The following is a 14,113-nucleotide window of genomic DNA, read 5'->3' as shown; positions in this document are numbered from 1 at the left end:
GACGCGTCCGGCCGGCGCCGCACGCAGCACAACGTGTACATCCCCTGGTCGATGACCGTCACCCCGATCTCGCAATCCGACGTGGGCTCGGTGGAGGCGGCGGAGGTGGCGGTTTGGTAGTCGTGATCTCGTCCTGCATCGGCGGCGTGGACGCGGCGGTGGTGGTTCCGGGGTTGGCGAGCTTGGTGGTGTCGGTCCGCGCGAACAGCAGTGACACCGAGACGACGAGCGCGATCGCGGCCACGATTGCGGCCACACCCACCACCCACGGCCAGCGTGCAGTCCGGTGTTCGTCGTCGGCATCGGATAACTCGTCGAATTCGTCGTAGTCGTAGAGCCGCAGATCGGCCGGCATGTAGGGGCCGCTGGTGAAGTGTTCGGACTCCGGGGCCGAGTAGGCCCGCGAGTATGCGTCCGTCTCATCGGCCCGGTCCGCCGCCGCCAGTTCGGCGCTGTCCTCGAAGGGTTCCGGCTCGCCACCGACATCGCCTTCGGCGTGGGATTCCAGGTCGCGGTCCGGCGCACCGCCGGAATCCGGTTCGTGGCTGATCGGGTCGGCATGGTCGGGTTCGTCAGGATCCCATCCCGGGGGTCTCGACCCGCTCATCTCTGCCTTTGCCTACCCTGTTCGACTGCCTCACCTGCGCACAAGACTCCGCGATCACTCAATTGCGGGCGCGCTGGGAAACTTCTCGTTTGCCTGGGCAGAACACTACCGAACCCCAAAGGGGCAAAGCCGTCGTGGCGAACGGCCCACCAATCACGTGATCTGATTGTGACCTTTATGCCGCGAATCAGTGCTTCTCGGGACCGATGTAGTACTCGAACACCAGTCCGGCCACCGACGTCAGGATGAACATCACCCCGGCGACGATCAGCCACGGCAGCCACAACGCGATGCCCACCGCGGTCACCGAGCCCGACAACGCGACCAGAATCGGCCACCAGCTGTGCGGGCTGAAGAAGCCCAATTCGCCTGCTCCGTCGCTAATCTCAGCGCCCTCGTAGTCCTCGGGCCGGGTGTCCAGCCGCCGCGCCACAAACCGGAAAAACGTCGCCGTGATCAACGCCAGGCCACCGGTCAGCACCAGCGCGGTGGTGCCGGCCCACTCCACACCTCCGGTGGCGAAGATCGCGGTCAGCACCGCGTAGAGCACCGCAACCACAATGAAAAACGCGGCAATGAATTCGAATAGCCTGGCTTCGATATGCATTTGGTGTCCTACCCTACTGGCTTCCGGCCAATTGACCGCGCTTGGTGTCGAACGGGTGAGTGGTCACCGCGAGCGGGGGCTGCCCGATCGCCTGCAATGCCTCGGCGTTGCTCTTCCCGTCCATCCGCTGCTGCAGGTAGGCCTTGAAGTCGTTGGGCGCCACCACCCGAACCTCGAAGTTCATCATCGAGTGGTACGTGCCGCAGAACTCGGCGCAGTGGCCCACGAACGCGCCCGGCGTCTGAATCTCCTCGGTCTGGAAGACGTGTACCGAGTTGTTCGCGTCGGCGTTGGGGATCACGTCGCGCTTGAACAGGAACTCCGGCACCCAGAACGTGTGAACCACGTCCGCGGACGCCAGGTCGAATTCGATGCGCTTGCCGGTCGGCAACACCAGCACCGGGATTTCGCTGCTGGATCCCAGCGTCTCGACCTTGTCGAAGTTCAGGTACTGCCGGTCCGAGGTGTTGAACCCGCGGACGGGGCCGACGCGCTCCTCACCGTGGGCGTCCTTGCCCTCCGGCTTGGACAGCATCGCCTTCTTGCGCGCCGGGTCCGACCCGTCGTAGGTCAGCGTGCCGTCCTTGAAGGCGACGCGCTGGTAGCCGAATTTCCAGTTCCACTGGAAGGCCGTGACGTCGATCACTACCTCGGGGTCCTTGGCCAGGTGCAGCATCTTCTCCTGCACCACCACGGTGAAGTAGAACAGCACCGAGATGATGAGGAACGGCGTCACCGTGAGCACCAGCTCCAACGGCATGTTGTAGCCGAACTGCCGGGGCAGCTCGGTGTCGGTCGCCTTCTTGCGGTGAAAAGCCGACGCCCAGAAGATCAGGCCGTACACGATGATGCCGACGACCAGCGAGGCGATCACCGCGCCGATCCACAATTCCCGGTTGAGGTGGGCCTCCGGGGTGATGCCCCGCGGCCACCCCAGGGCCAGCGCGTCCGCCCAGCTGCTGCATCCGCTCAGGAACAACGCCAGCACACCCAGCGTCAGGGCCAGCGCGAACGGCCGGAGACGACGGGAAAGACCCTTCCCTTGGCGCCCAGGTCCCCCGGAACGGCGCCGAAACCTGCCCTGCGACAAACGTTGCGAACGGTCCTGCTCGCGAGGGGTCACGTTAGCGCCTCCTGCTCGGATATCGAATACTACGCAGCGTAGACCACGCGCCTGAGCCCGGCGACGAAACCCCGGCCCGCCGGTGCGCCCAGCCGAGTGCGACGTGCCGGATGCGGCATCCACGCGCACCCGCGAAGTGGGGCATACTGGGGCGCCGTGTGTGGTCTGCTGGCGTTCGTCGCCGCCCCCGAGGGCACGGATAAAGAAGCGGCCGCCGCCCGCGCCGACAGTGCGATCGCGCGCGCGTCGCATTCGATGCGCCACCGCGGGCCCGACGAGCCGGGGACCTGGGTGGACCCGGACACCGACGGCTCCGTCGTTTTCGGCTTCAATCGGCTGTCCATCATCGACATCGCGCATTCGCACCAGCCGCTGCGCTGGGGCCCGCCCGAGGCGCCCGACCGCTACGTGCTGGTGTTCAACGGCGAGATCTACAACTACCTCGAGCTGCGCGACGAACTGGCGACCCGGCATGGCGCCGTCTTCGCCACCGACGGCGATGGCGAGGCCATCGTCGCCGGCTATCACTACTGGGGCATTGATGTCTTGACGCGGCTGCGCGGCATGTTCGCGTTCGCGCTGTGGGACACCGTCAACCGCGAATTATTCTGCGCCCGTGATCCTTTCGGCATCAAGCCGCTGTTCATGGCGACGGGCACCGGCGGCACCGCGGTGGCCAGCGAGAAGAAGTGCCTGCTGGACCTGGCCGAGCTGGTCGGATTCGACACCGCGATCGACGAGCGCGCCGTGCAGCACTACACCGTCCTGCAGTACGTGCCCGAGCCCGAGACGCTGCACCGCGGGGTGCGCCGGCTGGAGTCGGGCTGCTACGCCCGGATCCGTCCCGACCGCCTGCAACCCGAGGTCACCCGGTATTTCGTGCCGCGCTTTGCCGCGGTGCCGATCACCCGCGACACCGAGCGGGCCCGCTACGACGAGATCACCGCGGTGCTCGAGGACTCGGTGGCCAAGCACATGCGCGCCGACGTCACCGTCGGGGCGTTTCTGTCCGGGGGGATCGACTCCACCGCCATCGCGGCGCTGGCCATCCGGCACAACCCCCGGCTGATCACGTTCACCACCGGCTTCGAGCGCGAGGGCTTCTCCGAGATCGACGTCGCGGTGGCCTCGGCCGAGGCGATCGGCGCCCGCCACATCGCCAAGGTGGTCACGCCCGACGAGTTCGTCGCCGCCCTGCCCGAGATCGTCTGGTATCTCGACGAGCCTGTCGCCGACCCCGCGCTGGTGCCGCTGTTCTTCGTCGCCCGCGAGGCCCGCAAGCACGTCAAGGTGGTGCTGTCCGGCGAAGGTGCCGACGAGTTGTTCGGCGGCTACACGATTTATCGGGAGCCGTTGTCGCTGAAGCCCTTCGACTATCTGCCGCGCCCGCTGCGCCGGTCGATGGGCAAGATGTCCAAGCCGCTGCCGGAGGGCATGCGGGGCAAGAGCCTGCTGCACCGCGGCTCGCTGACGCTCGAGGAGCGCTACTACGGCAACGCACGCAGTTTCTCCGACGCCCAGCTGCGCGACGTGCTACCCGGCTTCCGCGAGGAGTGGACCCACACCGACGTCACCGCGGCCGTGTACGCCCAATCGGCGGGCTGGGACCCGGTGGCCCGCATGCAGCACATCGACCTGTTCACCTGGCTACGCGGCGACATCCTGGTCAAGGCCGACAAGATGACGATGGCCAACTCGCTGGAACTTCGGGTGCCGTTCCTGGATCCCGAGGTGTTCGCCGTCGCGTCCCGGCTGCCCGTCGAGGCCAAGATCACTCGCACCACCACCAAGTACGCGCTGCGGCGCGCGCTGGAGCCGATCGTCCCGGCGCACGTGCTGCACCGGCCCAAGCTCGGGTTCCCGGTCCCGATCCGGCACTGGCTGCGCGCCGGCGAGCTGCTGGAGTGGGCCTACGGGCTGGTGGATTCGTCGCAGGCCGATCGGCTTGTCGACAAAGCGGCCGTGCGCCGGATGCTCGACGAGCACCGCAACGGCGCCAACGACCACAGCCGGCGGTTGTGGACGCTGCTGATCTTCATGCTCTGGCACGCGATCTTCATCGAGCACAGCATCGTGCCCCAGATCAGCGAGCCGCACTATCCGGTGCAGCTCTAATCCGGGTTCGCGGGCGTAACCACACTGCGATTTTCAGCCCGGATTTTCGCAGTCCGATTACGCTCGCGAACTTGATCAGCCCAGCATTGGTCAGGCCAGCACTGCGGCGATCTCGGCGGCGGCCTCGTCGCCGTAGGCGTCGGCCAACCGGGTCTTGGCGACCGCGGCGTCCCACGTCCACTCCTGGGTCCCGGTGGACTCCAGCACCAGCACGGCGACCAGCGAGCCCAGCTGAGCCGACCGCTCGAGGCTCAGCCCGGCGCTGCGGCCGGTGAGGAAACCGGCCCGGAAGGCGTCACCCACGCCGGTGGGGTCGGTCTGGCTGGTCTCGGGCACCACGCCGACGTGGGTGGTGGTTCCGTCGCGCTCGACGATGTCGACGCCCTTGGGCCCCAGCGTGGTCACCCGCAGGCCGACCTTCTGCTGTACGTCGGCCTCGGACCAGCCGGTCTTGTTGAGCAGCAGCTCCCACTCGTAGTCGTTGGTGAACAGGTAGGCGGCGCCGTCGACGAGCCTGTCGATCTCCGCACCGGACAGGCGGGGCAGCTGCTGGGACGGGTCGGCCGCGAACGGCAAGCCGAGCTTGCGGCACTCCTCGGTGTGCACCACCATCGCGTCCGGGTCGTTGGCGCCGATGATCACCAGGTCCGGGTTGCCCACCGACGACACGACGTCGGCCAGCTTGATGTTGCGGGCCTCCGACATGGCGCCGGGATAGAACGACGCGATCTGGGCCATGTCCTCGTCGGTGGTGCAGGTGAACCGCGCGGTGTGCGCGGTCTCGGAGATCAGCACGTTGTCGCAGTTGACGCCGTGGGACTGCAGCCATTCGCGGTACTCGGCGAAGTCGTCGCCGGCCGCGCCGACCAGCGCCACGTCGCCGCCCAGCACGCCGATGGCGAAGGCGATGTTGCCCGCCACGCCGCCGCGGTGAATCACCAGGTCGTCTACCAGAAAGCTCAGGGACACCTTCTGCAGGTGCTCGGCCAGCAGGTGCTCGGAGAACCGGCCGGGGAACCTCATCAGATTGTCGGTCGCAATCGAACCTGTCACCGCGATCGTCACGAAAACTCCATCCTTCGTTAGTAAGGTTATCTAGCTTACTCACCGGTCTCGGCCGGTCGCTGTGTGCACTCCTCGGCGCGAGGCCGTGCGCTAGCCTCCCTAGGGAACTCACTCAAGTCGCCGGGATCACATTGCTCGGGCCGCTACCCGCTCGCAGTCCCGCCTACCACCGTAGGAGAACCACGAATGGAAGGTCCGCACCCGCCGAACCACACCGTCGGCGGCGGCAGCGGGGGACCGAGCGGACACGAGCCCCCGAACGAATCCCAGCCACTCGAGTTTCCCGACGACCCCAACGCCGGCTTCGGCCCGATTCCGCAGGCCGGACCTGCTTCAGCCAATTATGCCGGGCAGCCCCCCGCGCCGGTCCCCTACCCGCCGCAACGCTCGAAGCGTCGGCTGATCGTCGGACTCCTGCTGGCCGTCGCGCTGGTCGCGGTGATGACGGTCGCGATCGTGTACGGGGTGCGCACCAACGGGGCCAATACCGGCGCCACGTTCTCCGAGGGCGCGGCGAAGACCGCCATCCAGGGGTATCTCGACGCGCTCGAGCACCGCGACATCGACGAGATCGCCCGCAACGCGCTGTGCGGCCTCTACGACGGCGTCCAAGACAAGCGATCCGACCGGGCGCTGGCCAAGCTCAGCAGCGACGCATTCCGCAAGCAGTTCTCCGAGGTCGAGCTGACCTCGATCGACAAGATCGTGTACCTGTCGCAGTACCAGGCTCAGGCGTTATTCACCATGCGGGTGTCCCCGGTGAGCGGGGGCCCGATGCACGGGCAGGTGCAGGGCATCGCACAGCTGCTGTTCCAGCGCGGCCAGATCATGGTCTGCTCGTACGTGCTGCGCACCGGCGGCTCGTACTAGCGCCTCGTACGAAACGGACTCCGCCGGCCGGGACCACACGGTCCGGCTGACGGAGTCAGCGGGATCAACCGATCAGTTGAATGAGTCGCCGCAGGCGCACGAGCCGGTGGCGTTGGGGTTGTCGATGGTGAAGCCCTGCTTCTCGATGGTGTCCACGAAATCGATGGACGCGCCCTCGACGTAGGGTGCGCTCATCCGGTCCACCGTCAGCTTTACACCCCCGAACTCCGCGGTCAGGTCGCCGTCCAGCGCCCGGTCGTCGAAGAAGAGGTTGTAGCGCAGCCCGGCACACCCGCCCGGCTGCACCGCGATGCGCAGCGCCAGGTCGTCGCGGCCCTCCTGGTCCAGCAGGGACTTTGCCTTGGTGGCGGCGGCCTCGGTCAGGATCACGCCGTGGGTGGTCGTGGCGTTCGACTCGTTTTGCACCGTCATTACTTCTCCTACATGCCTCATTGTTGGGTGGGTCCGATCAAGCCCGATATCGCCGGCTTGCGCCGGGCGATCCGGACCGCCCGAAAGTCCACTCCATCAACGGTACCTTGCAGGACCGCTATTCCCGAGTCGCGCCGCCACAACGGATGCCAGACCGATGAGCTGGTTGGCCGCGTCGGCCTGCGCCAGCCGCACCGATCCGGCGTGCTCGGCGATTGACAACGCGGCCATGATGCCCGACGAGCGCACCGTCGCGTTGTCCAGGTCGACCTGGCCGGCCAGCACGACCACCGGGATTCCCCGCGGCCGGGCCGCGTCGGCGAGAAAGCCCACCACCTTGCCGTGCAGGGATTGCTCGTCGAACCGGCCCTCGCCGGTGACGATCAGCTCCGCGGTGTCCAGGTCGTCGGCCAGCCGGGTGTGCTCGGCGATGATGGCCGCTCCCGACTCGCACCGCCCGCCGAGCGCCAGCAGCCCGGCGCCGATGCCGCCGGCGGCCGCCGCGCCCGGCTCGGCGCTCACGTCCCGCCCGGCCACCGCCTCGAGGATCAGCGCCCACGCTTGCAGCCGGACTTCCAGCGCGGCGACGGTGGCCGTGTCGGCGCCCTTCTGCGGTCCGAACACCCGGGCCGCCCCCCACGGGCCCAGCAGCGGGTATTCGGTGTCGGAGGCGGCGATCAGCTCCACGTTGCCCAGCTGCCGGCGGGCGGTGTCCAGGCCGCCGAGCTCGGCGATCATGCCCTGCCCGCCGTCGGTGCAGGCGCTGCCGCCCAGGCCGACCACGATGCGTGTCGCCCCGACCCGCAGCGCCTCGGCGATCAGCTGCCCCACGCCTTTGCTGTGCGCGGCCATCGCGGTCTCCGGGGTGGGCGGTCCCCCGATCAGCGCCAGCCCGCACGCCTGCGCGCACTCCAGATACGCGGTCGCCGAATTGCTGTCGAACACCCACTCGGCTTCGACCATCGCTTTCAGCGGTCCCGACACCCGCAGCCGCCGCGTCTCCCCTAGCCGGCTGGCCAGCACCTCGACAAAACCTGGGCCGCCGTCGGATTGCGGCGCGACGATGAACCGGTCGCCGGGACGCGACCGGGTCCAGCCGGTCGCGATGGCGGCGGAGGCTTCGAGGGCCGACATGCTGTCTGCGTAGCAATCCGGGGCCACCAGGACTTGCATGGCGGGCAACTGAAGGCGCCCGGGGGCCAGGCCGGGACCCACATCGCCCGGGTCCATCGTCCCGTCGTCCATCAAACGCAGCCGTTCATCACGTGTAAGAGTAGGGCCAAGGGAGGTACTAACGCAGGTCTAATAGCAATGCATTCCAGGCGAATTCCGGCGCGGGTCGTCCGCGAAGTAACCTGGCCACTGTGAAGCTGTTGGGCCGTAGAAAAGGCCAGGACACCGACCTCGACGAGAGCGCAGCCACGTCGGCCGCATCCGCCGGTGCGGGCGCCTCGGGCGACGCAACCCGCGAGGCGCAGCGAACGGGCCCCAAGGGGCGCCCGACACCCAAGCGCAACGACGCTCGGCGCAATCCCCGGAAGGGACCGGTCGCGCCCGCGCCCATGACCTCCGCCGAGGCGCGGGCCCGCCGCAAATCGCTGGCCGGTCCCAAGCTCAGTCGCGAGGAGCGCCGGGCCGACAAGGCCGCCGGCCGCGCCCGCATGTCGAATCGCCGGGAGCGGATGATGGCGGGCGAAGAGGGCTATCTGTTGCCACGCGACCAGGGCCCCATCCGGCGCTACGTTCGTGACGTGGTGGACTCGCGGCGCAATCTGCTGGGTTTGTTCATGCCGTCGACCCTGTTCTTGATGTTCGTCATGTTCGGCGTTCCGCAGCTGCAGCTCTGGGTGTCTCCGGCAATGCTGGCGCTGATGGCCGTGATGAGCGTCGACGGCCTGATCCTGGGCCGCAAAGTCAGCAGGCTGGTCGACGCCAAGTTCCCGAACAACACCGAAAGCCGTTGGAAGCTAGGGCTTTACGCCGCCAGCCGGGCGTCTCAGATGCGCCGGTTGCGGGCGCCGCGGCCGCAGGTCAAGCACGGCGCCAGTGTCGATTAAAGCTCGCCGGAAGGCCGGCTGACTTCGGTGCGCACCCTGGTGCTCGGCGGGATCAGGTCAGGCAAATCGCAGTGGGCGGAGGAAGCCATCGCCGACGGTTTGCCGGCCGGACAGGCGGTCCATTACCTGGCGCCCGGTCCGGCCGGCGACGACGATGCGGCCTGGGCGAGCCGGATCGCCCAGCATCGCGGCCGTCGGCCCGCCCACTGGTCGACGATCGAAACCGACGACATCGCGACGCAATTGCGGCAGTCGCCGCAAACCCCGACGCTGATCGACGATCTCGGCACCTGGCTGACCGGTGCGCTGGACCGCGACAACGCGTGGAACGGCGGTTCGGTGGCGGCCTCCGTCGATGACGTGCTGGCCGCGGTCGGCGACTTCGCATCGCCGCTGGTGCTGGTCAGCCCGGAAGTGGGGTTGACCGTCGTGCCCGCCACCGCCGCCGGGCGCCGGTTCGCCGACGAACTGGGCAGCCTCAACCAGCGCGTGGCGCGGTTGTGCGACCGGGTGGTGTTGGTGGTGGCCGGGCAGCCGGTACCGATCAAACCGTCGGGGGCGTGATGCAATTCGCCGCCGTCTCGCCGCCCGACGCGGGCGTCGCCGCCGCCGCCCGTGCCCGCCAGGACACGCTGACCAAGCCGCGGGGCGCGCTGGGACGTCTGGAGGATCTGTCGGTGTGGGTCGCGTCGTGTCAGGGGCATTGCCCACCACGACAATTCGAGCGAGCCCGGGTGGTGGTGTTCGCCGGTGATCACGGCGTCGCGCGCTCGGGGGTGTCGGCGTACCCGCCGGAGGTGACGGCGCAGATGGTCGCCAACTTCGAGGCCGGCGGCGCGGCGATCAACGTCCTGGCCGACATCGCCGGGGCGACGGTGCGCGTCGCGGACCTGGCGGTCGACGCCGACCCGCTGACCGAACGGATCGGCGCCCACAAGGTGCGCCGCGCCAGCGGCGACATCCGGGTTGAGGACGCGTTGAGCGACGACGAGACCGCGCGGGCGCTCGCCGCCGGCGCGGCCATCGCCGACGAGGAGGTCGATGCCGGCGCCGACCTGCTGATCGCCGGCGACATGGGGATCGGCAACACCACGGCCGCAACGGTTTTGGTTGCGGCTCTGACCAGTGTCGAACCGGTCGTGGCGGTGGGCTTCGGGACCGGTATCGATGACGCCGGGTGGGCGCGCAAGACGGCCGCGGTGCGCGACGCCCTGTTTCGCGCACGGCAGGTGTTGCCCGATCCGGTCGCGCTGCTGCGCCGCGCCGGCGGCGCCGACCTGGCCGCGATGGCGGGCTTTTGCGCGCAGGCCGCGGTGCGGCGCACACCGCTGCTGCTCGACGGCATGGCCGTGACGGCGGCCGCGCTGGTCGCCGAGCACCTGGCGCCGGGCGCCCGGCTGTGGTGGCAGGCCGGGCACCGATCCACCGAGCCCGCCCATGCGCTGGCGCTGACCGCGCTGGATCTGGAGCCGATCCTCGACCTGCGGATGCGGCTGGGCGAGGGAACCGGCGCCGCGCTCGCGCTACCGGTCGTGCGCGCCGCGGTGGCGACCCTGTCGTCGATGGCGACCTTCGCCCAGGCCGGGGTGTCCGACCGTGCCGAGCCCGGCCGCACCGGCAGTACCCCCGCTCAGCCGTCGTGATCCGTTCGCTGGCAACGGCTTTCGCGTTCGGGACGGTGCTGCCGCTCCCCGGTCGCGACAACGCGCCGATGGGCCGCGGCGCCATGACCGCGCTGCCGGCGGTGGGCGCCGTCCTGGGGGCCCTGGCCGCGGCCGTGACATGGGGTGGGGCTCACGTGTTCGGGCCGTCCAGCCCGCTGCCCGGCCTGCTCGCGGTCACGGTGCTGCTGCTGGTGACCCGCGGCCTGCACCTGGACGGTGTCGCCGACACCGCCGACGGACTGGGTTGCTACGGGCCCCCGCAGCGGGCGCTGGCGGTGATGCGCGAGGGTTCGGCCGGGCCGTTCGGGGTGGCCGCGGTGGTCGTGGTGATCATGCTTCAGGCACTGGCGTTTTCGGCGTTGGGCTCCACCGGCAGGGTGATCCCCGGGGCGGCCGGCGTCGCGGTGGCGGTCTTCGCGGGGCGGGTGACCGCGGTGCTGGCCGGTCATCGGTCGGTGCCGGCGGCCGACGGCAGCGCCCTGGGTGCCCGGGTCGCCGGAAGCCAGCCGACGTCCGTCGTGGCGGCCTGGGTCGCGGTGCTGCTGGGCGTTTCCCTGGTGGCCGGGCCGCGGCCGTGGCAGGGGCCCGTGGCGGTGTTGCTGGGCCTGGGCTGCGGCGCGATCCTGGTGCGGCACTGCGTGCGCCGGTTCGGCGGCATCACCGGCGACGTGCTGGGCGCCGCGATCGAACTGACCGCGACGGTGAGCGCGGTGCTGCTCGCGGGTCTGGTCCGGTTCTAGCCGCTCGCCCGGCTGGCGGGGTGCGCGGTCCCGACTGGGCGGCTGGCCGGGCAGTCGAGCAACGAACGTGACGCTGCGGTCACGTCCGCCGCCCAACGTGACTGCAGCGTCACGCTGGGCGGCACACCCCGCTAACCGAGGCGTGCCATCCAGCCGTGGGTGTCGGCGAAGGTGCCGCGCTGAATGCCGGTGAGCGTGTCACGCAACGCCATTGTGACCTCGCCGGGTTGCCCGTCGGCGACGGTGAACTCGGTGTCGCCGTACTTCACGTTCGAGACGGGCGTGATGACCGCGGCGGTGCCGCAGGCGAACACCTCGGTGATCTCCCCCGCGGTGGCCTTCTTCTGCCACTCGTCGATGTCGATCTTGCGTTCCTCGACGGAGAACCCGGCATCAATGGCCAACTGCAGCAGGGAGTCTCGCGTGATACCAGGCAGCAGTGAGCCGGACAGCTCCGGGGTGACCAGCCGCGCCGACCCGCCGCTGCCGAACACGAAGAAGATGTTCATCCCGCCCATCTCTTCGACGAAGCGTCGTTCGACGGCGTCCAGCCACACCACTTGGTCGCACTCGTTGGCCGCGGCCTCGGCCTGAGCCGACAGCGAGGCCGCGTAGTTGCCGCCGAACTTGGCCGCGCCGGTGCCGCCGGGGCTGGCCCGCACGTAGTCCGTCGACACCCAGACCGTGACCGGGTGGATGCCGCCCTTGAAATACGCGCCGGCCGGCGAGGCGATCAGCAGGTAGCGGTACTGCTTGGACGGCCGCACACCCAATCCGGGTTCGGTGGCGATGACGAACGGCCGCAGGTACAGCGCCTCCTCGCCGCCGGCGGCCGGAACCCACGCGTTGTCGACCGCGATCAGCTGGCGCAGCGATTCCATGAACAGCTCTTCGGGCAGTTCCGGGATGGCGAGCCGCCGAGCCGACGAGCGCAGCCGGGCGGCGTTGGCATCGGCGCGGAACGACACGATCGAGCCGTCCGCCCAGCGGTACGCCTTGAGCCCCTCGAAAATCTCCTGCGCGTAGTGCAGCACGATCGCCGACGGGTCCAGCTCGATCGGCCCGTACGGGATGACGCGCGCATTGCGCCAACCGCCGCCGGTCTCGTCGTAGTCGATCGACACCATGTGATCGGTGAAGTACTTGCCGAAACCCGGCTCGGCCAGGATGGTTTCGCGCTCAGCGTCCGTTGCCGGACTTGCCGAGCGGGAAACCGTGAACTCGAGGGAGCCACTGGTCATTGGCTGATTGTATATCCGCCTGCCGAATCGGATTTCGCCCGCGCACGCGGGACGGCTAGCGGGTTTTCGCCGCGACGAAGGGCGGCCGCACGACTTCGCATGCGGCGGAACGGCCCCGGACGTCGACGGTGACCTCCTGACCGTCTTCGACGCCGGCATCGGTGTCGATGAGCGCCAGCGCGATTCCGGCCTGCAGCGTCGGGGAGAACGTGCCCGAGGTGGTCACCCCGACCGGTGTGTCGCCGGCGAGCACCGTGAGCCCGGCGCGCAGCACCCCGCGGCCCAGCATCCGCAGCCCGCGCAGCAACCGCGCCGGGCCCGCCTCCTTCTCGGCCAGCAGGGCGTCGCGGCCGAAGAACGCGTCCTTCTTCCAGCCGATCGCCCAGCCGCAGCGGGCCTGCAGCGGGGAGATGTCCAGGCCGAGCTCGTGGCCGTGCAGCGGGTAGCCCATCTCGGTGCGCAGGGTGTCGCGCGCGCCCAGGCCGGCCGGCTCGCCGCCGGCCGCGCTGACCGCCGCGGCCAGGGCGTCGAACACCACGCCCGCGGAATCCCACGGCGGCAGCAGCTCGTAGCCGTGCTCGCCGGTGTAGCCGGTGCGGCAGACCCGCACCGGTACGCCGGAGAACGAGGTGTCGGCGTACGCCATGTAGTCCATGTCCGTGGGCAGGCCCAGCTCACCGAGCACGTCGGCGGATCGCGGTCCCTGCACGGCCAGCACCGCATACGAGCGGTGCTGGTCGGTAATGGTCAGACCCGCGGGCGCGGCGTCCTGCAGGGCGGCGACCACGGCTGCGGTGTTGGCGGCGTTGGGCACCAGAAAGATCTCGTCGTCGTCGACGTAGTAGGCGATCAGGTCGTCGACGACACCGCCGGATTCGGTGCAGCACAACGTGTATTGCGCCTTGCCCGGGCCGATGCGATTCAGGTCGTTGGTGAGCGCGGAGTTGACGAACTGCGCGGCCCCCGGCCCGCGGACCAGCGCCTTGCCCAGGTGGCTGACGTCGAAGAGGCCGACCGCGTTGCGCGTCGCGTTGTGTTCGCTGACGGTGCCGGCATACGACACCGGCATCAACCAGCCGCCGAACTCGGCGAAACTGGCGCCCAGGCTCCGGTGACGGTCTTCCAGCGGTCCGTGCAGAAGTTCGGCTTCATCGCTCACGACTCTTCACCCTAATCAGCCGTCACGGGTGGACCGTTAGGGTGATGCGGATGAGCACAGAACCCGGCTACGCCTCCCCCGCTGTCACTGTCGCCTCCTCGCTGCCGCGGCGCGCCGCCGCGTCCACCGTCCTGATCGTGCCCGTCGTCTCCACCGGGGAGGACGACAAGCCGGGCGCGGCCGTCGCGTCGGCCGAGCCGTTCCTGTCCTCCGATGCGGTCGCCGAGATCGAGTCCGGTCTGCGGGCGCTGGAGGCCACCGGCGGCGCCGAGCAGGTGCACCGGCTGGTGGTGCCGTCGCTGCCGGTGTCCAGCGTGCTGACGATCGGCCTGGGTAAACCGCGACCCGAGTGGCCGGCCGACACCGTCGCCGGGCAGCTCGGCCAGCGTGGTGATCACCGACTCGGTCTTGCCGAGCGACCGCGCGGCCACAC

The 14,113-nt window shown here is 69.5% G+C and carries 14 protein-coding genes and 1 pseudogene; 7 read left to right on the top strand and 8 right to left on the bottom strand.

Annotation, left to right across the window (positions count from 1 at the left end; genetic code table 11):
- Positions 1 to 82: 82 nt before the first annotated feature.
- The 3 genes and pseudogenes from A5688_RS16045 to ctaC all read right to left on the bottom strand — a co-directional run.
- Positions 83 to 607 (bottom strand): annotated as a pseudogene (locus A5688_RS16045) (MmpS family transport accessory protein); the annotation flags it as partial.
- Between the two features lie 187 nt (positions 608 to 794).
- A complete protein-coding gene (locus A5688_RS16040; RefSeq protein WP_067839087.1) occupies positions 795 to 1,214 on the bottom strand; it encodes a cytochrome c oxidase subunit 4 in 420 nt (139 codons plus the stop codon).
- Between the two features lie 13 nt (positions 1,215 to 1,227).
- On the bottom strand, positions 1,228 to 2,337 hold the full coding sequence (ctaC, locus tag A5688_RS16035) for an aa3-type cytochrome oxidase subunit II (RefSeq protein WP_120312237.1): 1,110 nt from the start codon (positions 2,335 to 2,337) through the stop codon (positions 1,228 to 1,230).
- 156 nt (positions 2,338 to 2,493) lie between these two features.
- Here ctaC and asnB point away from each other — a divergent pair, with 156 nt between their 5' ends.
- Positions 2,494 to 4,452, top strand: coding sequence for an asparagine synthase (glutamine-hydrolyzing) (gene asnB, locus A5688_RS16030; protein ID WP_067839085.1), 1,959 nt, complete (start codon positions 2,494 to 2,496; stop codon positions 4,450 to 4,452).
- Between the two features lie 90 nt (positions 4,453 to 4,542).
- Here the strand turns inward: asnB and A5688_RS16025 are convergent, their stop codons facing one another.
- On the bottom strand, positions 4,543 to 5,517 hold the full coding sequence (locus A5688_RS16025; RefSeq protein WP_067839084.1) for a carbohydrate kinase family protein: 975 nt from the start codon (positions 5,515 to 5,517) through the stop codon (positions 4,543 to 4,545).
- Between the two features lie 186 nt (positions 5,518 to 5,703).
- Between A5688_RS16025 and A5688_RS16020 the strand changes: the two genes are divergently transcribed.
- Entirely contained in the window at positions 5,704 to 6,387 is a 684-nt protein-coding gene (locus A5688_RS16020; RefSeq protein WP_067839082.1) for a hypothetical protein, read from the top strand.
- 72 nt (positions 6,388 to 6,459) lie between these two features.
- Here A5688_RS16020 and A5688_RS16015 read toward each other — a convergent pair whose 3' ends face one another.
- Positions 6,460 to 6,819 carry a HesB/IscA family protein gene (locus A5688_RS16015; protein ID WP_007770699.1) on the bottom strand — a complete coding sequence of 120 codons (360 nt, stop codon included), beginning with the start codon at positions 6,817 to 6,819 and terminating at the stop codon, positions 6,460 to 6,462.
- A 96-nt stretch (positions 6,820 to 6,915) separates the two neighbouring features.
- Complete coding sequence (locus A5688_RS16010; RefSeq protein WP_067839090.1) at positions 6,916 to 7,992, bottom strand: glycerate kinase family protein; 1,077 nt, start codon at positions 7,990 to 7,992, stop codon at positions 6,916 to 6,918.
- A 191-nt stretch (positions 7,993 to 8,183) separates the two neighbouring features.
- Between A5688_RS16010 and A5688_RS16005 the strand changes: the two genes are divergently transcribed.
- From A5688_RS16005 to A5688_RS15990, 4 genes are read left to right on the top strand one after another with little or no spacing between them, the layout of a single operon-like run.
- Entirely contained in the window at positions 8,184 to 8,876 is a 693-nt protein-coding gene (locus tag A5688_RS16005) for a DUF3043 domain-containing protein (protein ID WP_067839080.1), read from the top strand.
- 27 nt (positions 8,877 to 8,903) lie between these two features.
- Positions 8,904 to 9,440: a bifunctional adenosylcobinamide kinase/adenosylcobinamide-phosphate guanylyltransferase gene (locus A5688_RS16000; protein WP_067839078.1), complete on the top strand. Its 537-nt coding sequence runs from the start codon at positions 8,904 to 8,906 to the stop codon at positions 9,438 to 9,440.
- Positions 9,437 to 10,519: a nicotinate-nucleotide--dimethylbenzimidazole phosphoribosyltransferase gene (gene cobT / locus A5688_RS15995; protein WP_120312236.1), complete on the top strand. Its 1,083-nt coding sequence runs from the start codon at positions 9,437 to 9,439 to the stop codon at positions 10,517 to 10,519. The genes A5688_RS16000 and cobT overlap by 4 nt, the downstream gene beginning before the upstream one ends.
- Entirely contained in the window at positions 10,516 to 11,280 is a 765-nt protein-coding gene (locus A5688_RS15990; protein WP_067839072.1) for an adenosylcobinamide-GDP ribazoletransferase, read from the top strand. The genes cobT and A5688_RS15990 overlap by 4 nt, the downstream gene beginning before the upstream one ends.
- A gap of 131 nt (positions 11,281 to 11,411) precedes the next feature.
- Here A5688_RS15990 and A5688_RS15985 read toward each other — a convergent pair whose 3' ends face one another.
- Positions 11,412 to 12,521, bottom strand: coding sequence for a branched-chain amino acid aminotransferase (locus tag A5688_RS15985; RefSeq protein WP_067839069.1), 1,110 nt, complete (start codon positions 12,519 to 12,521; stop codon positions 11,412 to 11,414).
- A gap of 55 nt (positions 12,522 to 12,576) precedes the next feature.
- Complete coding sequence (gene gcvT, locus A5688_RS15980) at positions 12,577 to 13,680, bottom strand: glycine cleavage system aminomethyltransferase GcvT (protein WP_067839066.1); 1,104 nt, start codon at positions 13,678 to 13,680, stop codon at positions 12,577 to 12,579.
- A gap of 44 nt (positions 13,681 to 13,724) precedes the next feature.
- Here gcvT and A5688_RS15975 point away from each other — a divergent pair.
- The coding region (locus A5688_RS15975; protein WP_278185188.1) for a M17 family peptidase N-terminal domain-containing protein at positions 13,725 to 14,113 on the top strand (389 nt) is incomplete at its 3' end.

This window comes from Mycobacterium mantenii (genome assembly GCF_001667865.1).
GTDB lineage: Bacteria > Actinomycetota > Actinomycetes > Mycobacteriales > Mycobacteriaceae > Mycobacterium > Mycobacterium mantenii_A.
The sequence above is the reverse complement of the archived record's forward strand: the minus strand, read 5'-3'. Positions and strand labels throughout refer to the sequence as shown.

What these genes read in the sequence shown, in the direction of transcription:
- A5688_RS16040 (WP_067839087.1), bottom strand. Translation starts at nt 1,214, where the DNA reads ATGCATATCGAAGCCAGGCTATTCGAATTCATTGCCGCGTTTTTCATT.
- A5688_RS16020 (WP_067839082.1), top strand. Translation starts at nt 5,704, where the DNA reads ATGGAAGGTCCGCACCCGCCGAACCACACCGTCGGCGGCGGCAGCGGG.
- A5688_RS16015 (WP_007770699.1), bottom strand. Translation starts at nt 6,819, where the DNA reads ATGACGGTGCAAAACGAGTCGAACGCCACGACCACCCACGGCGTGATC.
- A5688_RS16010 (WP_067839090.1), bottom strand. Translation starts at nt 7,992, where the DNA reads ATGCAAGTCCTGGTGGCCCCGGATTGCTACGCAGACAGCATGTCGGCC.
- A5688_RS15985 (WP_067839069.1), bottom strand. Translation starts at nt 12,521, where the DNA reads ATGACCAGTGGCTCCCTCGAGTTCACGGTTTCCCGCTCGGCAAGTCCG.